The following is a 19,261-nucleotide window of genomic DNA, read 5'->3' as shown; positions in this document are numbered from 1 at the left end:
GTGACCATGCAAGGGACATGCCCAAGGAAATCCCGTCACAATTGTAACTCCCATGCTTTCGGTATCCGGCCCTAAACTCAGGACCGGTAAGCAACATGTCGCACCGGCAATGACGGACGACAGGCAACCGACAATCGAAGGAGAAGAATGATGACATCTCATATAACTGGAACGCGCGAAGAATGGTTGGCTGCGCGGATCGACCTGCTCAAGGATGAGAAGGATCTGACGCGGCGCAGCGACGCGCTGACACAGCGGCGCCAGGAACTGCCCTGGGTTCGCATCGACAAGGAATACCGGTTCGATACCGATGCGGGAAGCGCCTCGCTGGCGGATCTGTTCAAGGGCCGTTCGCAGCTTCTCGTCTACCACTTCATGTTCGGACCCGACTATACCGCCGGCTGCCCGTCCTGCTCGGCGATCGCCGACGGGTTCAACGGCATCACCGTCCATCTGGAAAATCATGACGTCGCCTTCTCGGCGGTATCGCGTGCACCGCTGGCGAAACTGCAGGGTTTCAAACAACGCATGGGCTGGAATTTCCCGTGGGCTTCGTCGTTCAACACTGATTTCAACCAGGATTTCAGCGTCTTGTTCACGGAGGAGCAACAGCACAACGGTGGCATAGAATACAATTTCCGCCGGGAACCGGCGGCGCCCCAGTCGCCGGCGGGCAAGACCGTTCAGCAATGGAAGCTGCGCGGTGAAGAAGGGCCGGTCGATCTCATGGCGGCCATGACCGGCACCGATGCCGCCACCTTCACCCGTGACCGGCCGGGGCTGAGCGCCTTCGTGCTCGATAAAGGCGTCGTCTACCACACCTATTCCAGCTATGCGCGCGGCCTCGACGGCATCTGGGGCATGTATCAATGGCTGGATCGTGCGCCGTTCGGCCGGAATGAGAACGGTGTCTGGTGGCGCCATCACGATAAATACGGTCAGGGTTGAACGTCGATGTTCCGCCCGGACTCCGGCAGCGCTTCCGATCCCGGCCTTGCCGGCTGGCTGCGTCTCGCCGCGGCACCGACATTCGCCGTCATGGCGCTCGTCACAGCCCTCTCCGGCGACGCCGGCATGATCTGCTCGGCGATGCAGAATGTATCGCCCTTCAGCGGCATGACCGTCATGTATGTGCTGATGAGCATTTTCCATGGGATGCCTTGGCTCAACCTGCTGGCACGGCTGAGGCATGGTGCTGCCCGTCAAGTTTGATCCAGAGCGGGCAAGCAATATCAATCCGGCGCGCGGTCTCGCGCGCCGGCCTCGAAAACCGGGATGAAGATCAGATCAGCGGGATGGCGAGACTCGCCTTGACGCGGTCCATCACCACAACCGTACGGAAGCGTTTGACATTGTGGTTGGCAAAGAACAGCCGCCGGGTCAGGCCTTCATAGGCGGCCATGCTGGCAACGACGATCACAAGCATGAAATCGGCCTCACCGGTGACATAGTAGCATTGCTGCACCTCCGGTGCCGCGGCAAAGCTCTTTTTCGCCGCATCGATCAGATCGATGCGCTCGCTTTCCACCTCCACTTCGACAAGGATCGTGATCGGCTGCCCGAGCCTGGCGGGGTCGAGGACGGCAACATTGGCCTGAATGACGCCGCTTTCCTCCATGCGCTTGATCCGGCGCTGCACCGCCGGAGCGGAAAGGTTGACCGCTTCACCGATGACCCGTTGCGGCGTTGCATTGTCCTTCTGCAGGATGTCGAGGATCGCAAGATCGAAATGATCGAGCTCGGCTGGCGCGGTCAGCAGTGGTTTGGCCATGGAACACCTCATTCATGCAACAAACTTGCGCAAGCCAAGCCAAATAAGAGCGCTTTTCTCGCTTCAAGCGCACTATAAATGCGCAAACGGCAGGAGTGAAAGAGCAATGTTGATCCTTAACCGGCATCCCACCCACAATGAGCCGCTCGACCCGCGGGACGCGGAGACCCTTGGTGTCGACGCCGCGGCGGAAGTGGAACGGTATCTGTCCCACCGGGACAATCACGCGCCGACGCCACTGCATGCACTGCCCGCGCTGGCCGCCGGTCTCGGCATTGCCGCGCTGCACGTCAAGGATGAGGGCGCGCGCCTCGGTCTCGGCAGCTTCAAGGCGCTGGGCGGCTCTTATGCCGTGATCCGGCTCGTGCTCGAAGAAGCGGAGCGGCAATTGGGACGCGCCGTGGATATTGCGGAACTCCACACACCGCCCGTTCGCGCCATCGCCAGCGGCATGACCTTCGGTTGCGCGACCGATGGCAACCACGGCAAGTCCGTCGCGGCGGGGGCCCGGCTTGTGGGTGCGCAGTCGGCGATCTTCGTGCACGCGGGGGTGAGCGATGAACGGGTGGCGGCCATTGCCCGCTACGGCGCCGAGATGATCCGTGTCGACGGCACCTATGACGATTCCATCCGGGAGTCGGCGCGGGTATGCGCGGCCAATGGCTGGACGGTTGTGTCCGATACCTCCTGGCCGGGTTATGAACGCATTCCCGGGCTGGTGATGCAGGGCTACACGGCCATCATCCGCGAAGCCTTGCGTGCACTGCCGCAAACGCCAACCCACGTCTTCGTGCAGGCCGGTGTGGGCGGCGTTGCCGCTGCACTCGCAGCATATCTGTCGCTTGGTCTTGGAAAAGAACGTCCGGCCTTCATCGTGGTCGAACCGGCCCGCGCCGCCTGCATTTTTGCCAGCGCCCAGGCGGGCGAGGTCGTCAAGATCGCCCACGGCGAAGCCACCGTCATGGCGATGCTCGAATGCTACGAACCGTCACCGGTGGCCTGGCGTATCCTCTCGCGTACCGCCGATGCGTTCATGACGGTTGAAGAGGACAGCGCAGTCGCGGCGATGAACCGCCTGGCCCGGCCGCTGGGAAAGGACATGGCCGTCGTTGCGGGGGAAAGCGGTGGCGCCGGTTTGGCTGGCCTGCTCGCTGTTGCCGAAGATCATGATCTGCGCAAAGCCATCCATCTTGATGCCGGTTCGCGCGTGTTCATTGTCAACACCGAGGGGGCCACGGACCCCGAGCGCTATACGCAGCTCGTGGGTCTGGCGCCGGAGATGGTTTTGCGCGCTGCAAGCTGATCCTGCGTGGTTCGACAGGCTCACCATGAGGGAAGTGGATGGCTGCAAAGCTAATTGCAAACATTGCAGAATATGGCTCCTTGCAATCAACCCAGCCCCCTCATGGTGAGCTTGTCGAACCACGCAGAGCCGGGATGCCAAGCATCACCCAACTTCGATTTAAACTCGTATTAAATGGTGCTATCGATTGCACGCAGCGTGTCGGTGAACATTGCCGATGGGTCGATTTCCAACGCACGCGCAAGTGCGATAAATTCAATGATGTCGATACGGCGCTCGCCACCTTCAATCTTCGCCACATAGGATTGCGGCTTTTGCAATCGGTCTGCAACGGCCTGCTGGGTAAATCCCTTCGCCTGTCGAGCGGCAACAAGAACAGCCAAGAAATCGGCATAAGGCTCTGAATGAAAGGACTTTGTCATGTGCTCCAACCAAAAACTGGAGCATCGTGATTAATCCCACTTTCGGATTATCCCATTATAGGATATTATCATCTTTTCTAGTAACAATGATTTCGAGCGCTCCGTGGATACCTACAGTTTCTGGCAGGATTTTTTTGACACGTACCAATCGCTCTCCGATTGGCTGAAGGTGCTGTGGCTGATCGTTCCGCCCACCTTCGTGCTGGGGCTGGTGGCGCTGACGCTGCGGTTCCGGCTCGCAAGCAGGCAGATGAACAGCGGTCTTGATGGCGAATTGGTCTATTCCATCCGTCGCGATGCGCAAAACCGGATCCATATCCTCAGTCACATGCCGCTTGGTGACGGCAATCCACCACTGCTCCTGTTTGACCCTGCGGGTCGTGACAAGGCGGAGCGCGGCCGGGATGACGGCCAGGAGTAGCATATTGCCTGAACTTCTTGAGGGTGGACTGGCTCTGGGCGTGATATGATCCTTCCATTGTCGCGCCCGAAAAGGTATGAGCCGCGTATGTCCAGTTCCATGTCATCACTTGAAAACGCCGCAAAATACCTCTCGCCCGAAGACAAGGCGCAGTTCGTCAAGATCAAGCGCGAGATGGAAAAAGCCGGCGCTTCCAGAAAAAGCATCGAAGAGCGTTTGAACGCCTTCATCTGGGATGTGATCGAGTCCGATGATGACGAGGAAGAGGACGAATAGGCATCCCTCGTTCAAGGCCTCGCGCCGCCGGATTTGATGAAATCCACGAATGCGCGCAGCGGAGCCGGCATGAGCCTGCGGCTCGGATAGTAGAGGAAGGGGCCTGAAAAACTCTGCCACCATTCGGCGAGGACGGGCCGGAAAGCGCCGCTTTCGAGGCCTTCCGTCAAAAATTCCTCGAATGTACTGATGATCCCCAGTCCCGCCAGCGCCGCACCGAGTTCCAGATCCATGGTGGAGGCGATCAACGGTCCCGTCGGGTTGACCTTCACCAGTTCCCCATTCCGCTCGAACTCCCACGGCGCAATGGCGCCGCTGGCAAAGCGGTGGCGTATGCAGGCATGCTGCAGCAGGTCCTTCGGGTGCCGCGGTTCGCCGTGCTTTTCCAGATAGGCCGGTGTTGCAACGCAGATGAAACGCTGGGTGCGCGGGCCGATGGGCACGGCGATCATGTCCTGTTCGATGCTTTCATCATAGCGGATACCCGCGTCGAAACCGGCTGCCAGCACGTCGATGAAGGTGTCGTTGGTGGTCACTTCCAGCCTGATGCCCGGATGTGCCGCGAGGAACCGGTTGACAATAGGCGGCAGGATGCAGTGGGCGACGATGGTGGGAACATTCAGCTTCAGCGTTCCCGTCGGGCTATCGCGAAAACTGTTGAGCGCGTCGAGCGCCCCGGTGATTTCGCCGAGTGCCGGCGTCAGCCGTTCGAGCAGGCGTGTGCCTGCCTCCGTGGGCGTAACGCTGCGTGTGGTGCGGTTGAGCAGGCGCACGCCGACACGCTCTTCCAGCCGGCGGATGGCATCGCTGAGCGACGAGGCCGAGACACCGCGCAGCTTGGCGGCGCCGCGAAAGCTGCGGGCTCGCGCCACGGACACAAGCGCATCGAGATCGGTGAGATTGGGATCGTTCATTGTTCGGTTTTCCGTACAACCCGTACATAGTATGATAGATTATCGCACAAATGTCCTTGGTTTATAAAGAGCCAACCTGCCGCAGGAAGTGCGGCGGCAAAAGGAGCTCGACAAAATGCAAATTCGTCCATTGGGTGCAACCGGTCCGCAGGTCTCGGCATTGGGTCTGGGCTGCATGGGCATGTCCGGCATATACGGTCCCGCCGATCGTGCCGAGAGTATTGCGACCATTCACGCGGCGCTGGAAGCAGGCATCAACCTGCTCGATACCGGCGATTTCTACGGCATGGGCCATAATGAGCTGCTGATCAGCGAAGCGCTCAAGGGCACAAAGCGCGATCAGGCGATCCTCAGCGTCAAGTTCGGGGCGCAGCGCGACCCTGCTGGCGGCTGGATCGGCTTTGACGGACGGCCCGCGGCGGTGAAAACCTCGCTCGCCTATTCCCTGCAAAGGCTGGGTGTCGACTACATCGACGTCTATCGCCCGGCGCGTCTTGATCCGAATGTGCCGATCGAGGAGACGATCGGCGCCATCGCGGACATGGTGAAGGCCGGGTTTGTCCGGCATATCGGCCTGTCGGAGGTTGGACCCGAAACCATCCGCCGCGCTGCCGCCATCCATCCGATTGCCGATCTGCAGATCGAGTATTCGCTGATTTCGCGCGGTATCGAGGACCGTATTCTCGCCACCTGCCGGGAACTGGGCATCGGCATCACCGCCTATGGCGTGCTGTCACGTGGCCTGATCAGCGGCCATTGGCGCAAGGATGCGGCCAGCCCGGCGGATTTCCGCGCCCACAGCCCGCGCTTTCAGGGGGAGAATGTCGACAAGAACCTGCGTCTGGTCGATGCCCTGCAGGGCATCGCCGAAGCCAGGGGTGTCACCGTTGCGCAGATCGCCATCGCCTGGGTTGCTGCACAGGGCGATGACATCATTCCCGTTGTTGGCGCCCGCCGCCGGGATCGCCTGAGCGAAGCACTGGGCGCGCTGGATCTGAGCTTGTCCCGGGATGATCTGGAACGCATCGAGCAGGCTGTGCCGAAAGGCGCTGCGGCCGGGGAACGCTATGCTGCCGCGCAGATGGCGCATCTCGACAGTGAAACGGGCAGCCACTGATCGGCCTTCGCCGATTGGTCCTGCAAAAATCTAGTGGATGGCCGTGTGCACCCGGCCATCGTCCGGCGGGGCAAATGCGGTGGCGATGCGTGCGCCGATATAGTTCTCGATGTTTTCCACGTGGCTGATCTGCTTGCGGAAATCCGTCAATCGCGCGCCTTCAAGATCGGTTCCGGCAGGCAGCGGTGTTGCGGTCGGGTCGTAATATTTATCGCCGATGCGCAGTTCGTAGTAGAGATGCGGGCCCGTGGAGAGGCCGGTCGAGCCGATATAGGCAATCACCTGCCCTTGGCTGACACGCTGGCCGACTTTCAGCGATGGCGGGGTTCGCGAAATATGCGAATAGGTGGTGAAGAACCCGCCATCATGCTTGATGCGGACATATTTTCCGTAGCCGGATTCCGATGAGATCAGCACCACCTCGCCATCGCCCGCCGCAAGAATGGGCGAGCCGAACGGCGCAGCGTAGTCGACGCCGTTGTGGTGCTTGCGCACTTTCAGGATCGGGTGCGTGCGCCAGGCAAAACCATCGCCGAGCCGCCCGTTCGGAACCGGGTTTTTCATCAGGGTCTTGGAGGCCGACTGGCCGTCCTCGTCGAAGAATTCCGCCTTGTTGCCGGGCGCTGCGCGGTAATGGTAAAACCGCTTGGTCTTGTCCTTCGTGTTGAAGGTCACGGCAACAGGTTCGGATTCACCTTGTTCATTGGTGCGGAACACCAGTTCGACGGATTGGTCGAGCAGGGCCGCATCGGTCAGCTTGATACCGTTTTCCTTGGCAAGCTGCAGAATTTGTCCCGCCATGTGGGCCGGAACATTCAGCTTTTCCAGCTGCTGCATGGCGGCGGGAAATTCCTTTTCGGCCGCCTGCGCCCGGTCGTCCCTGCGCGTATCGGGGCTGGTCGCATCGGCGCTTGCCATGTGGGCGTCATGGGCGAGGCGTTCGAACTGCCGCGGGTTGCTGACACGCCGCAGGACACCGCCATCGTCGCGCGCCAGATCGGATGGCGGGCTGTCATGCCGGAAAAGCCGCGCCATCAGCAGCCGCTCCGGCGCATCCTTGCGCGGCGCCTTTTCCAGGAGAAGCTCGATCCGCTCCGGCGACGCGCTGCTGCTGGCCGTCAGCGCCGTCTGCAGCGCCGCCCGGTCCTCGTTGGTCATGTTGGCTGCGGCCAGAAGACCGCCGATGTCTCCGCCCTGCGTGGGCAGGGCAACCACCTGCTCGACAGCGGGGGCGGGCTGCACCTTGGCCGTGCTGACATTGATCGGCGTTCCGCGCACGAGAATGCGTTCTTCGCCCAAGCTCGCCAATGCCACGGGCATGGCCGTGGTTTTGGTCTTCGTGGATTTCTCCGTCAAAATGGACTGGAACGGATCGGTGCTGGCGGGCGGAAACCGCTGGGCGAGTGCGGCGGCATGGCCCGCTCCGGTCCGCGTCTGCGCTTGCTTGTTCGCGCCGATCTTGACCTGATGATAGGCGAATTTTTCCGTCGAACCGTCCGCCTGGCTTTCCAGCACCTTGGCCACCGGTACCGCCTGCACGATGGCCGGCGGGGGGAGGCGGTCGCCCTTCGGCGCGGCTTCGGGCCGCGTGCGCAGCGGTGCGGCAATGGCGGCGATGGCCACGGGCGGGCGCCGGTTCATGACGGTGAGGACACCCGCAAACATGGCGGCAGAGGCAATCCCGGCGACCAGAATGGCCGAGAGGAAACGCGCATGGGTGAAAAGCGAAAAGCGGACAATGCGCGATATCTGGCGGATGGCGCCAAAATTATCGTCGATTGCCTGTTCGATTCTGCTTTTTGCGTTTGATCGCGTCATCAGGTCCCGTACGTCACGCTTCCATTGCGCGCGAGGCTATTGTCTAACATGGCAATATCGAGGCACGCGGAACTTTATCCCCAACAAACCGCACTGCGCCCCCTTATAAGGGCTCGTTCGGCGATTGGCGAGCAATCATTTGCCGATGAATTGTCTGTTCAAAGCTCCTGACATCAGGATGTCAGGAGTCCTGTTGTAGGCTGAAACAGCACCGCGGGAAATTGGACTTTCGATGAACGAGCCTTGCAATACGGCCGGAATGCCTGAATTTGAAGTCAGCGATCTTCTCGATACGGATGTCGTATCGCTGAAGAATGTCCGCTGCCACGGCCATTGCCGGCATCGCAGCGCCGAGGAATGCACGTCCGCCACCCACCTCGTTTTCCCCTATCGCGGTGTCTATGTCAGGCATGTCGGCAGCGGGCAGGCGGTGGCCGACGCCAACCACGTGCTGTTCTTCAATGCGGGCGAGGGCTATCAGGTCAGCCACCCCGTTGGCGGCGGTGACTCGAGCCTGTCCATGGCGCTGCCCGAAACCGTTTTGCAGGAGCTGGCGCCGCCGTCCCTCATGAAAAAGGGCGGTATGTTCGGGTTTCGCGGCCAGCACCAGCGCATCGACCCGCGCGCGCAGTCGCTGGTGGCGCTCCTCCGGCACCATCTGGAAAACGCCAGCATCGAGCCGCTGGAAGCGGAAAGCCTGCTGCTGACGCTGGTGTGCCGCAGCCTTGGTCCGCGCACCTCGCACGCGCCGCGCGCCAGCTTTGCCCGCAGCCGGCTGGCCGACCGGGTCAAGCTGCTGCTGGCGGGCGATCTCTCCCGCCGCTGGACCCTGGCGGACATTGCCCGGGAGATCGGCGGCTCGCCCGTCTATCTCACCCAGGTGTTCCAGCAGGTCGAAGGCATGCCGCTCTACCGCTATCACCTGCGCTTGCGCCTTGCCCGCGCGCTCGATCTGCTGCCGCGCTGCGATGATCTGACGGCACTGGCGCTCGATCTCGGTTTTTCCAGCCACAGCCATTTCACCGCGGCGTTCAAACAGGCCTATGGCCGTTCGCCCAGCGCCTTTGTCCAGTCGGCGCACCCCGGAAACAGCTAAAGATCTCGATAGCAGCAAACCGCCCGCAATGGTCTCCTCTACCTGCCCGATAGGCGGGTAAAAGGAGTTGAGATCATGAGCCAGAAAACCTGTGCCGTCTGCGATGACGCGCTGGATGCGACCGTCATCGAAGTGAAGATCGGCGACCAGACCGTGGAGGTCTGCTGCGAGGAATGCGCCGGCAAGCTGCGGGAAGCCGCAGCGGGGAAGCCGTCATGAACAGGCAGCCGTTTCAGGTTGCCCGCAAGCATGTGGATACGCCGTCCGGGCGTATCCATCGTGCCGAGGGGGGCACGGGCCCCGTTGCGCATTGGTCCTGACCGGCACCCGCCGCACCAACCGGGAAACCAGAATGATGGAGGCTGAAATGGCCGATTTGATTTCACATGTCATCGCCGGGATGAAGCGCCTGTCCGGCCTTCTTGCGCGGCGCTGGCGCAAGGCCCGCACGCACCGGCATATCAACGAGCTTCCCGACCATATTCTTGACGATATCGGCTGGCCGGAGGCTTATATGGACCTGCGGGTCAAGGACGTCGCTCTCCCAAGGGCAAAGATTATCTCAAGCAAGCAGTGTCGGAATCCCGCATAGCCAATCGTCTTCAGGACGCAGAAGCGATGGAGAACCGCCATGACGATCACCATTACCGCCTTTGAACGTTCACCCGACAAGGGTCAGGGCCTGGCGCGCGACATGCGCGTGCGCTGGGCGCTGGAAGAAGTCGGCCAGCCCTACACCACCAGACTTGTTTCATTCAGGGCGATGAAGGAGCCCGCGCATCTGGAGCTGCAGCCGTTCGGACAGATTCCGACCTATGAGGAAGACGGGCTCGCCTTGTTCGAGTCCGGCGCCATCGTCTTGCATATCGCAGAGCGCCATCCCGGCCTCCTGCCGAATGATGGGAGTGCGCGGGCGCGCGCCATCGCCTGGATGTTTGCCGCTGTCGCCACGGTGGAACCGCCGATCCTCGAGCGTCAGGTCGCCCTGTTTGCGGAGGGGGACAGGAGCTGGCGCACGGAGCGCATGCCTCTCGTCGACAACCGCATCCGGGACCGGCTCGGCGAACTTTCAGCCCGGCTTGATGATGCCGAGTGGCTCGACGGCGCGTTCAGCGCCGGGGACCTGATGATGGTGCACGTGCTCATCCGGCTGCGGGCATCGGGCATAGTGGCGGACTTTCCGAGCCTTGCCGCCTATGTCGCGCGCGGCGAAGCGCGCCCCGCCTACCAGCGCGCCTTTTCAGCCCAACGGGCGGTGTTCACCGCCGCATCGGATCGCGATTAGGGAGCGATAACGCCTAGGCAACTGCCTTGCGGTAGGCCGTGACGGCAAGCCAGACCGCGGAAAGCAGGAAGTAGAACGCGCCGAACGCCGCATAGGGAGCTATGTCCAGTATTGTCGGCGCAACAGTGCCGATGGATCGGCTGATCATGAAACCGCCGGCAAGGGCGGATTGCGCGCCGCTCAGGATCATCGGCCATTGCGCGCCGTAATGACGCCAGCGTTTTATCCCCGTGTTCAGCTGCAGCAGACCTGAAAAGATCGCCCAGACGCCAAACACCGCCAGAACGGCATACATGCTGCTGCTCAACGCTGCGATGATGGCAATCGTCGTTATCGTGCTGACCGCGACATTCAATGCTTGGGACGGGTTGGCTTTCAGGCCACCATTGACACGGGCATCAACCAGATTGGCGAGGGCGTCCCATGCCGGGTAGATGATGAGCAGAACCACAGCGAGAGCGGGTTGCGCACTGAAGAGGATGGCGGCGGCAACCCATGCGACGGAGAAAATGGCGCGTGCGAAATAATAGGTTCGCAGCCAGCTGGACGGGGTTGAAGATTGGCTTTGCATTGGCAGATTCCTTGTTGTTGTCTACCTACCAGTAGGAAGGTTTCGCTTGTGAGTCAACCCGGTGCTCGAACACCTCATTGTGAGAAGCGAGAGCGATGCGAAGCCTTGACATTTAGCCTACCAGAAGGTAGGCAGCGCTATGAAATCAATGGCTTCGACTTCAGAGAAAATTCTTGATATCGCGCAGTCTCTCATCGTCGCGGGAGGCTATAACGGGTTCAGCTATGCCGATATCTCGGCTGCGATCGGCATCCGGAAGGCGAGCATCCACCATCACTTTCCGACGAAGGCGGAACTGGTTGCGGTGCTGGTGGACCGTTACAGGCAGCAGGCCGAAACCGGTCTGCAAGCGCTGCGCGCGCAGGTCGCAAGCCCTGCCGAACAGTTGCAGTTCTACCTGAATTACTGGGACACATGCATTCGCGATGCCTCGCAGCCCTTCTGCGTCTGCGCGATGCTGGCTGGCGAGATGCAGATGCTGCCCGAAGAGGTCGCATCACGCGTCCGCGCGCATTTCCAAAGCCTCGCGGCATGGCTTGCGTCGGTGCTGAGCGCCGGGGCGGAGCAGGACCTGTTCCGGTTGAACGGGCGGCCCGAGGAGGAGGCCCAGATGCTCATGGCATCGGTTCACGGGGCCATGCTCTCCGCGCGGGCTTTTGGCGACCCCGGATTGTTCATTGCCATCATCAGCACGCAGGTGGCCAAGCTGACGAAGTAGCCAGCGCAGACGGCCTCCGAGGCGGCTTGCTCAGCCGCCAATACCCGCTGGGTTGCCTTGTATGCTGGCGGGTGGTTATGCGGGGGCGAGGGTTATGTCCAGTAACGCTAGAATTCTGTTGTTTTTGATTGATTGGTAAGCAGCGCCGCCGCCGTGGTTCCAAGAACCTCCGCGATCTTGGCGACAATCGTAATGGTTGGATTGCGCGTTTCCCGCTCGATGCCTGAGATATAGGTGCGGTCAATATTTGCTTGGGCTGCGAGCTCTTCCTGAGAAAGATGCAGCTTTTGTCTGCCAAGCCTGACATTGCGCGCCAGAATTCCGCGAACGTTTTCCATGCTGCGGATTGATCATGCTGTAGACAATAGTCCAACGGATTATAGTCAACAAAATTGCTTTCACTTTCGTTATGTTGACTATAATCTGCATGCCGTCATATGGGCGAGGATGGCAAATGTTGGATATGATTTTCCAAGGTATAGCTTTGTTTCTGCTGATTTTCTGCGGCGGTCAGGTTGTGATTTTCATTGGCCTCATCCTGTGGGTCGTTTGGATAGACGCCATTAAGCCGAGAATGATCCCGAAAGCTGAGATCGACAGCATGGCAGGTGACATTATTGCCAGCTCCGCCGACCCGGAACGTGAGGCTTTCGCCCGTCATGAGCGCGCGTGGTATCGCAGCGACGTTGCGGAGCAGACTTATTGGTGGCGTGTGCGGAAGGTAATTAGGAAGCGTCTGGCGCAGTCTTGAAGCCGCTTCCCTGAACCGAACCAAGGATCCCATCATAACCAGTTATATTCTGCAATCATCTCAGACGGTTGGATATTGGCGTGTCAGACACGCGGAATGAATCTTGAATATCACGGACTAAGAGTTCGGGCTGTTCAAGCGCTGCGAAATGGCCGCCCTTCGCCATATTTGTCCATCGCCGCACATCGAATACGCGCTCGACCCATGATCGCGGTGGAGTTGGCAGTTCCTTCGGGAAATGTGCGAACGACATCGGTACGCTTACGTTTGAAACATCCGGAAACGAAAAAGGCTGCAACCGATTTTCCTTGTACATGCGAAGGGACGAGTCGATGGTGTTTCCAAACCAGTAAATTGATACATTCGTCAGTAACACATCTGCAGATATCACCGTCTCTAGGTCGCCGCCACAGTCGGACCAGCTCGCGAACTTTTCGGTTATCCAACCCAGCAGACCGACCGGGCTGTCTGACAAGGAGAACGAGAGCGTCTGCGGCTTGGTCGCCTGTAGCTGTGAATAGGCACCCTCCATGCTCGCGAACTTTGTGGCCCAGTCCAGAAACTGCTGCTCCTCACTTGTAATGGCCGGATAATCCGCCCCCAATGGCGGCCGAAAACTTCCGGGAATGTAGTTTAAGTGAATTCCTTCGACGGAGTCCGGATAGAGAGCACCAAGCCAGGCCGATACTCCCGCTCCGATATCGCCACCTTGCGCAAAGTATCGCTTATAGCCAAGTTGAAGCATCAGCTTCTGCCAAAGTCCGGCAACCCGCCGGGCATTCAATCCAGGTTGCCTTGGCGCTGCTGAGAAGCCGAAGCCGGGGAGCGAAGGCACCACAACGTCAAATGCGTCGCGCGGGTCACCTCCGTGTGAGCCCGGGTCCGTCAACAGTGGAATTACTCTTTCAAACTCTACGAAGGAGCCGGGCCAGCCGTGCGTCAATATAAGGGGCCGTGTATTCGGTCCCGCTCCCTTTTTATGGATGAAATGAATGTCTTGCCCATCGATATCGACGGTGAACTGGGGTAGCTCGTTCAATTGCGCCTCCCTTGCGCGCCAATCAAACTCGTCCGACCAATGTGTTGCTAGCTTTTGAACGAGTGCGAGGCTCACCCCATCCTCGTCCCCGTTCTGAAATATCGAGCCGGGCCAGCGCGTTTGGCGCAGCCGTGTTTTTAGGTCGTCGATCTGTTCGTCGGCGATACTGATCTGGAAGGGCTTCATGTGGCGGTTCCTTCAAGAATGTGTTTTGTACTTCCACATTCCGCTACGTGTCGGCGGCTACCGTTTCATGCGTACTCGGGGCTAGCCTATCAATGATCGAGCCGGAGCGGCATCATCAGCTTTTTTCGATTTGCCATAGATGCCATATTTTTTTGGTAATCACCTAAGAGATCTGCGTAGTTGGTCGTGGTGATCAACTTGGCATCAGCCAACCGCTCACAAGGACAGTAGGACGCTCTTCTCCTTCTCAAGCACCCGACGAGCCGCCGGCCGCTCAATCAGACGGTCTTTCAGGGCCATGAGATTGGTCAGGTCGATGATCGGCAGCCCAAGATCGCGTCCCCATGAGAAGAACACCAGGGCGTATGGATCAGCGACAGTGAAATGACTACCCGTCATCCACGTACGGCCTTCCATGATGCGGTCCATTTCCTGGAGGTGGTCCCAATAGTTCTCCTTGCTTTTCGCCTTTACAGCTGCAAACAGGCCCCGGTCCGATACCACCTGTTCGTGATGATAGAACTTCGTGAATGTGGGATGGACGGTACCGGAGAGCCAGGCACAGGTCGCAATTGTCTGCGCCCGTTCAAACGGATCTCTGCCGAGGAGCGCTTGATCGGGAAATGCACTCCCGATCCAGCCGAGAATGGCGGTGGATTCCAACAGAACCTGACCATCGTCGAAGCGAAGTGCCGGCACCTTTGCCCGCGGGTTAATCTCCCGGTACTCAGGTTTGAACTGTTCGCCTGTTAGGATGTTTACCTTCTTTAACTCAAAGGCGGCACCCGCCTCTTCCAATGCGACGTGGGAAGCCATCGAGCAGGCATGTGGAAAGTAATAAAGTGTCAACATGTGGAGTAATCCTTATTTTAACCGGATGTTGCAATCACTGCATCGTTCTATCTGCGGGCGGTAAGCCTCTAAACTAGAACTTGGTTCGCTCCACATTCCGCCGTGGCTCTTGCCGCCTGCACAATCGTCATGGCGATGGCTTCGGGTTGGGTCATGTAGATCGCATGGCTGCCGGCGACTTCAACGACGCGCGCGCCGGCCGACTCTGCCATCCTGCGTTGAAGACTGGGGTGGACAAGTCTGTCGTCTATGGCGACCACATACCAGCTGGGTTTCACGCGCCACGCGGCGGCAGTGACCTTGCCCGCCATCGATGCGATGGCCCAAGGCTTAAGCGCAGCTGCCATGAAGCTGCTCGTTTCGGGAGAAAGATCCTGGCCGAAGACTTCAGGGAATTTGGAGGTGTCAAACAGGAGGTAGCCGTCCCCGGTCGGCAGGAAGGGTGGTTTCGATCCGCCCGGTGCATGATTGGCCGTCAACGTCTGGACCGACTCTCCCGCATCAGCGACGAATGCAGCGACATACACCAGGGCAACGACCTTCGGGTCATTGCCTGCTTCTGAGATGACGACGCCCCCGTAGGAGTGGCCAACAAGGATCACGTTACCAGGTGCTGCCGCGATCGCACGCCGCGTATTGGCAACGTCATCCTCCAGCGATCGGATGGCGTTCTGCACGACTACGACGCGACAACCGTCGCGGGTCAGTCTATCGTGCACCGCTCGCCAACCCGAACCATCCACAAACGCCCCATGCACCAGCACAATAGTTGTGCCAGGCGCGGCCTCTTTAATATCTCCTTGCATGGAAGTCATGTGGTTATGTGAAAACTCTGCCGTAACCATTATTCTACCTCCTTCGTAATACGGGCGGGGGTCTGCGAGGCTACCAAGAACTCACAACGCCGCCACCTGCCGAAAGCCTATCTAACCGCTACGCCATGCGTGCAGAACTACGCAAATCGACAAGATATTATTTCATTAAATGGAAGTATCGCGCCTACACGACGGTTCACGATGGGCTTGGAGCTATGACAGAGCCGCGAGGTCGCTGCGAAGCCGCGGCGCGGCAAAGTCGAGGAAACGGCGAAGTTTGAGCGGCAGCGGAGCCTTTGACGTATGGAGCAGATGGATCGGAGACGGGGCCGGTTCCATCTCCTCGAGAACGATCCGCAGCGTTCCGGCTCTTACAGCATCGGCCACCTGGTAATGCAGGAGTTGAGTGAGCCCAGCCCCCTGGATCGCTGCCGCCGCTGCCGCCTCCGGCGTTGTTACCGTCAGGCGAGACAACAATGGCGGAATGCGTGCGTCCAGCGAGCCGGGAACACCAAAGCGCCACTGTGCAACTGGAATGGGCATGTTTACCGTAATTGAGGGAAAGTGGGCGATATCATCGAGTGTGCGCGGTTCACCCTTGTCTGCAAACAAACGGGGACTGCCGCACAGGACGGTCCGGATCGATCCCACGCGGCTGCTGGTCATGGCGCTATCTGGCAGCTGGCCGATTCGGATCGCCACATCTACATTCTCCTCGACGAGTGCCAGATTGGTGTCGATCAGCACCAACCGCACATGAATTCCGGAGTAAAGTTCCAGAAACTCAGTAATGATCGGTAAGACATGAAGGCGTCCGAACATCGTGGGAGCCGTTACGACCAATTCGCCGATCGGCTCGATGAACTCGCCGGCTACTTCGCGCTCCGCCTGTTTCACCTTATTGAGAATCTCTCGTGTGGCAGCGACATACGCAGCGCCGGCATCCGTGAGTGTGATTTTGCGGGTCGTGCGCGTGAGCAGGCGCGCGCCAAGCAGGGCCTCCAGTTCGGAAATTCGACGGCTCAATGTTGGCAGCGATACTCGCATCGCCCGCCCGGCAGCGGAGAAGCTACCATGATCGACAACTTCCAGCAGCATCGACATGGCCTCAAGGCGATCCATCCGATCCTCTCAATAAATGGAATAGTCATTTCTACCCGCAACTCATAGTTCATACGTGGCCGGAATGCTAGTTGCGGTCGGCGAAACAGGTGTCAGGAGAGATTAGGTGCGTCAGAGCTTCATGGAGATAGCCCGAACTCCCGGCTTAGAAAAGGTTCAGACTGGGCTGGGCGTGACCACCTATGACGGGATTGTGCAGGGAATGGGCGCATCCCGCATGGCGTTCAACCGCGGCAAGAAGTCCGTGGTGCTTGACCTGAAGAAGGAAGATGACCTGGAGACCATGCGGGAGCGGAGCCTGTCAGGCACTAGTATGTAAAGAGCGGCACGTAGCGTAAGTGTTTGCTATCGGTCGTGGTTCCTAGCATGGATAAACTTCGTGACCTTTTATTTGATCACAACTTAATCTCAATCAGATCCGGTCAACCACTGGAAAACGGCTCATCAGGCGGCAAAACTTTCATATTCCTGCTCTCATTGAACAGGCTGCTCATCTTCACTTTCATGCGATGCTTCTGGGATTGCCGCCGGCTCGTGATCAGGCGGTTGCACGTTCGCATCATCATTGTCGGAAGGCTCGACGACCTGCTCTCTTTTCGTGGATGGGGATTGTTCATCCTGATCAACGATTATAGCTTCTTCAGAGGTGCGGACGGATGGTTCAGGCCGCGCGCTGCTCTTTTGTTCCTCCGGTTCGCTAGCCGGGACGATAGGCTCAGCTACTGGTTCTTCTGCGACCGATGGCATTCGTGCATTTGAATCACCCGTTGGAGTTTCATCGGCGGTATTGTCGTTGGGCTCGACCTGGCTGCCTGCCTCAATAGGAGCAGGTATCGTTTTTGGGGAGTCCAATGAGGATCTGGTGATCTCTTTCTCCAATTCATAAGCCGGTGTGGACGGAGTGTAGTCCACCTGCTTCATGTCAACATCAGTTTCGGCAATTGGCAGGTTCTCGAAATAATTTTCAGTTTGATGACTCTCGTCAATCATGACGCTGATGTTCTGTTCAGCGTAGTTGTTGACCACCACTTGTGTCGATGCGTCGATATTGATGTTAATGTTGACGGTGGGCGTAAACGGATCATCGTAGTAGCTCCAGTCTGTATAGGTGTAATAGGGCTCGTAATAGTCGGTCCAGCAGGTCTCCCAATATTCATAGGTAACCCGTTCCACTACGAAGTAGTGGGTATAAGCCGGGTAGTAAGTCGTCGTGACGACCCGATAGCCGTCCATCCAGCCCATAAACGAACCGAGGAGAAAGACGGTTCGCTGATAGTTTGCCTCATCAATACGGTCCTGTTCGATCCGGTCCAATTGGGTCGACAGTCTTCTGATATTGGCTGCAAGCTGAGTATTGGACCTTGTTTCGGTTTGCAGCCTGTTCACCTGTGAGCGAAGCTTAGCTACCTGCGCCTTTAGTTCTTTTACCTGCTCGAAACTTGCCCTCACGGGTTTTGATTTGACTGGTTCAGTAAGCGCATAGCGCGTCCCATAGGCGGCCCAGTTCGTGGAAAGAGCCCTGACGCCTTCGCGCACCGTCGGATTGGCAATCCTGGCAGAATCCGAAATTGCTTCAATGCGGCCAACTGCAACAGAGAGATTGCTTGTAGCAGTCGCCATTTTCTTGGGGTCGCGGGCATTAATACCTTTTTCAAGGCTCCCAAGTGCCTGCAGTGCTTTGTTTGTCGCTTTCATGAGCATGGCATCCGCCCGCGAGCCTTTTTGGGGTTCGTTTTTGTAAGCAACAAGAATAGTTGAAAGAGAGCGGCGCATATTGAGTTGCAGTTGGGCAGCGTCAATCTTTGCAGATGACGCAGCCATAGCTTGGCTGCTCTCAAACAAAGGAACGGTGATTGATCCGGTCATGGCCAAAAGAAGGGCGCTGCTCAACATCATTGTTATGCGGCGTGTTTTTCTGATCGAGTTCATTCTTGTCCTCTTGCGTATCGGGCAGGCGCGGGCAAGTTGCACGCGCAGCGTTGTCAGGTTCGGATGCGGCTTTAGAGCTGCTTCGGTTTGTCCAGATCACCGTTGGGTTTGGTCTGCCGTTTGCTTTTGTGCTGAAAAGTTCATCCGAACAGGCCCCTGCATGCTCTTCATCTGGAGCGGCAAAGCGTCTGGTCATGTCGGGTGTCAAGCATCGTTCAAACAATGATCCGAACAAACCTGTGGAGGTGACAGCCCCGTTACCCAGTAGGGTGGATGCACCATAAAGAAGGGGCCTTCTACACCGTGCATTCAATCTCAACGCACCATTTTGCAATCGGAGTATTTTTCATACTGGCAATGTAAGTTGAACGGCCTGCTGACATGCGATGGCCGAACGATCAATATCGACGAAATGATTGCAAATAGAGCGACCATATAGATGGCAGCTGGCATAAAGCGAAATAGCGTCTGCATTTTGTATTCCTTTTGGGCCTATCAAACGTCGAAGATATGTGACCTTGGAGACTTTAATCGGTGCGATTCTGAAGGTTGGGACGCTGCGATTTAGGGTATTGGGAATTCGTGACGGTCGGGCATATCGAAGACTGGTGAAGACTCGTTACCAGTTTATTGTTTTGACATAAGGGCCGCCGGTTTGCCCGACATTGTATGAAAATCTGAAATGTCCTGCAGGCATGTCGGGCCAGGCAACCAATATCGTAAAAAACATTCCCGATAGCGCAGTCACATAAATGACGACTGGTACAAAACGAAACAGCACTCTCATGTTGCAGCTCCAGGTTTTTGCTCGAATCTCGAAGAGACATGCCATCGTGTGCGATCGTCTAATGTCCG

25 protein-coding genes are annotated in these 19,261 nt (G+C 58.4%); 13 read left to right on the top strand and 12 right to left on the bottom strand.

Annotation, left to right across the window (positions count from 1 at the left end):
• The first annotated feature begins 150 nt into the window (after positions 1–150).
• Complete coding sequence (locus ACZ25R_RS18620) at positions 151–948, top strand: DUF899 domain-containing protein (RefSeq protein ID WP_464663187.1); 798 nt, start codon at positions 151–153, stop codon at positions 946–948.
• Positions 949–954: 6 nt separating this feature from the next.
• Complete coding sequence (locus ACZ25R_RS18615; protein ID WP_472461844.1) at positions 955–1,212, top strand: hypothetical protein; 258 nt, start codon at positions 955–957, stop codon at positions 1,210–1,212.
• A gap of 70 nt (positions 1,213–1,282) precedes the next feature.
• Here the strand turns inward: ACZ25R_RS18615 and ACZ25R_RS18610 are convergent, their stop codons facing one another.
• Positions 1,283–1,771, bottom strand: coding sequence for an Lrp/AsnC family transcriptional regulator (locus ACZ25R_RS18610; protein WP_472461843.1), 489 nt, complete (start codon positions 1,769–1,771; stop codon positions 1,283–1,285).
• A 106-nt stretch (positions 1,772–1,877) separates the two neighbouring features.
• Between ACZ25R_RS18610 and ACZ25R_RS18605 the strand changes: the two genes are divergently transcribed.
• Positions 1,878–3,074, top strand: a complete 1,197-nt coding sequence (locus ACZ25R_RS18605; protein ID WP_472461842.1) for a diaminopropionate ammonia-lyase — start codon at positions 1,878–1,880, stop codon at positions 3,072–3,074.
• A gap of 170 nt (positions 3,075–3,244) precedes the next feature.
• Here ACZ25R_RS18605 and ACZ25R_RS18600 read toward each other — a convergent pair whose 3' ends face one another.
• The gene (locus ACZ25R_RS18600; RefSeq protein WP_472461841.1) at positions 3,245–3,496 is read right to left on the bottom strand and encodes a helix-turn-helix domain-containing protein; all 252 of its coding nucleotides are present in this window, start codon (positions 3,494–3,496) and stop codon (positions 3,245–3,247) included.
• Positions 3,497–3,599: 103 nt separating this feature from the next.
• On the opposite strand from ACZ25R_RS18600, the gene ACZ25R_RS18595 reads away from it, so the two are divergent.
• Complete coding sequence (locus ACZ25R_RS18595; protein ID WP_472461840.1) at positions 3,600–3,917, top strand: hypothetical protein; 318 nt, start codon at positions 3,600–3,602, stop codon at positions 3,915–3,917.
• A gap of 87 nt (positions 3,918–4,004) precedes the next feature.
• Complete coding sequence (locus tag ACZ25R_RS18590) at positions 4,005–4,193, top strand: hypothetical protein (protein ID WP_130268630.1); 189 nt, start codon at positions 4,005–4,007, stop codon at positions 4,191–4,193.
• An 11-nt stretch (positions 4,194–4,204) separates the two neighbouring features.
• Here the strand turns inward: ACZ25R_RS18590 and ACZ25R_RS18585 are convergent, their stop codons facing one another.
• A complete protein-coding gene (locus ACZ25R_RS18585) occupies positions 4,205–5,107 on the bottom strand; it encodes a LysR family transcriptional regulator (RefSeq protein ID WP_472461839.1) in 903 nt (300 codons plus the stop codon).
• 115 nt (positions 5,108–5,222) lie between these two features.
• Between ACZ25R_RS18585 and ACZ25R_RS18580 the strand changes: the two genes are divergently transcribed.
• Complete coding sequence (locus tag ACZ25R_RS18580) at positions 5,223–6,224, top strand: aldo/keto reductase (protein ID WP_472461838.1); 1,002 nt, start codon at positions 5,223–5,225, stop codon at positions 6,222–6,224.
• Between the two features lie 30 nt (positions 6,225–6,254).
• Here the strand turns inward: ACZ25R_RS18580 and ACZ25R_RS18575 are convergent, their stop codons facing one another.
• The gene (locus tag ACZ25R_RS18575) at positions 6,255–8,042 is read right to left on the bottom strand and encodes a M23 family metallopeptidase (protein WP_472461837.1); all 1,788 of its coding nucleotides are present in this window, start codon (positions 8,040–8,042) and stop codon (positions 6,255–6,257) included.
• 259 nt (positions 8,043–8,301) lie between these two features.
• On the opposite strand from ACZ25R_RS18575, the gene ACZ25R_RS18570 reads away from it, so the two are divergent.
• The 4 genes from ACZ25R_RS18570 (at position 8,302) to ACZ25R_RS18555 (ending at position 10,423) form a co-directional block, all read left to right on the top strand.
• On the top strand, positions 8,302–9,138 hold the full coding sequence (locus ACZ25R_RS18570) for a helix-turn-helix domain-containing protein (RefSeq protein WP_472461836.1): 837 nt from the start codon (positions 8,302–8,304) through the stop codon (positions 9,136–9,138).
• A 75-nt stretch (positions 9,139–9,213) separates the two neighbouring features.
• Positions 9,214–9,357: a hypothetical protein gene (locus ACZ25R_RS18565; protein ID WP_464662613.1), complete on the top strand. Its 144-nt coding sequence runs from the start codon at positions 9,214–9,216 to the stop codon at positions 9,355–9,357.
• A gap of 148 nt (positions 9,358–9,505) precedes the next feature.
• Positions 9,506–9,730, top strand: a complete 225-nt coding sequence (locus ACZ25R_RS18560) for a DUF1127 domain-containing protein (protein ID WP_472461835.1) — start codon at positions 9,506–9,508, stop codon at positions 9,728–9,730.
• A 39-nt stretch (positions 9,731–9,769) separates the two neighbouring features.
• A complete protein-coding gene (locus ACZ25R_RS18555) occupies positions 9,770–10,423 on the top strand; it encodes a glutathione S-transferase family protein (protein WP_472461834.1) in 654 nt (217 codons plus the stop codon).
• Between the two features lie 13 nt (positions 10,424–10,436).
• On the opposite strand, the gene ACZ25R_RS18550 is transcribed toward ACZ25R_RS18555, so the two are convergent.
• Entirely contained in the window at positions 10,437–10,994 is a 558-nt protein-coding gene (locus tag ACZ25R_RS18550) for a DUF308 domain-containing protein (RefSeq protein ID WP_472461833.1), read from the bottom strand.
• A gap of 139 nt (positions 10,995–11,133) precedes the next feature.
• Between ACZ25R_RS18550 and ACZ25R_RS18545 the strand changes: the two genes are divergently transcribed.
• Positions 11,134–11,712, top strand: coding sequence for a TetR/AcrR family transcriptional regulator (locus ACZ25R_RS18545; protein ID WP_464662620.1), 579 nt, complete (start codon positions 11,134–11,136; stop codon positions 11,710–11,712).
• 107 nt (positions 11,713–11,819) lie between these two features.
• Here the strand turns inward: ACZ25R_RS18545 and ACZ25R_RS18540 are convergent, their stop codons facing one another.
• On the bottom strand, positions 11,820–12,050 hold the full coding sequence (locus ACZ25R_RS18540) for a helix-turn-helix domain-containing protein (protein WP_472461832.1): 231 nt from the start codon (positions 12,048–12,050) through the stop codon (positions 11,820–11,822).
• A gap of 116 nt (positions 12,051–12,166) precedes the next feature.
• Here ACZ25R_RS18540 and ACZ25R_RS18535 point away from each other — a divergent pair, with 116 nt between their 5' ends.
• Positions 12,167–12,463 carry a hypothetical protein gene (locus ACZ25R_RS18535; RefSeq protein WP_472461831.1) on the top strand — a complete coding sequence of 99 codons (297 nt, stop codon included), beginning with the start codon at positions 12,167–12,169 and terminating at the stop codon, positions 12,461–12,463.
• 55 nt (positions 12,464–12,518) lie between these two features.
• Here the strand turns inward: ACZ25R_RS18535 and ACZ25R_RS18530 are convergent, their stop codons facing one another.
• The 4 genes from ACZ25R_RS18530 to ACZ25R_RS18515 form a co-directional block, all read right to left on the bottom strand.
• Positions 12,519–13,688, bottom strand: a complete 1,170-nt coding sequence (locus tag ACZ25R_RS18530) for an epoxide hydrolase family protein (protein ID WP_472461830.1) — start codon at positions 13,686–13,688, stop codon at positions 12,519–12,521.
• 216 nt (positions 13,689–13,904) lie between these two features.
• Positions 13,905–14,540, bottom strand: a complete 636-nt coding sequence (locus ACZ25R_RS18525; RefSeq protein WP_472461829.1) for a glutathione S-transferase family protein — start codon at positions 14,538–14,540, stop codon at positions 13,905–13,907.
• Positions 14,541–14,608: 68 nt separating this feature from the next.
• Positions 14,609–15,385, bottom strand: coding sequence for an alpha/beta fold hydrolase (locus ACZ25R_RS18520; RefSeq protein WP_472461828.1), 777 nt, complete (start codon positions 15,383–15,385; stop codon positions 14,609–14,611).
• Positions 15,386–15,568: 183 nt separating this feature from the next.
• Positions 15,569–16,477 carry a LysR family transcriptional regulator gene (locus tag ACZ25R_RS18515; RefSeq protein ID WP_472461827.1) on the bottom strand — a complete coding sequence of 303 codons (909 nt, stop codon included), beginning with the start codon at positions 16,475–16,477 and terminating at the stop codon, positions 15,569–15,571.
• A gap of 106 nt (positions 16,478–16,583) precedes the next feature.
• Between ACZ25R_RS18515 and ACZ25R_RS18510 the strand changes: the two genes are divergently transcribed.
• Positions 16,584–16,796, top strand: coding sequence for a hypothetical protein (locus tag ACZ25R_RS18510; protein ID WP_472461826.1), 213 nt, complete (start codon positions 16,584–16,586; stop codon positions 16,794–16,796).
• Between the two features lie 155 nt (positions 16,797–16,951).
• On the opposite strand, the gene ACZ25R_RS18505 is transcribed toward ACZ25R_RS18510, so the two are convergent.
• Both ACZ25R_RS18505 and ACZ25R_RS18500 read right to left on the bottom strand, forming a co-directional pair.
• Complete coding sequence (locus ACZ25R_RS18505) at positions 16,952–18,406, bottom strand: FtsB/FtsL family cell division protein (RefSeq protein ID WP_472461825.1); 1,455 nt, start codon at positions 18,404–18,406, stop codon at positions 16,952–16,954.
• On the bottom strand, positions 18,312–18,602 hold the full coding sequence (locus ACZ25R_RS18500) for a hypothetical protein (RefSeq protein ID WP_472461824.1): 291 nt from the start codon (positions 18,600–18,602) through the stop codon (positions 18,312–18,314). The genes ACZ25R_RS18505 and ACZ25R_RS18500 overlap by 95 nt, the downstream gene beginning before the upstream one ends.
• Positions 18,603–19,261 lie beyond the last annotated feature (659 nt).

This window comes from Phyllobacterium sp. RCAM01083 (genome assembly GCF_055685835.1).
This window is presented reverse-complemented; position numbering and strand designations above follow the sequence as displayed.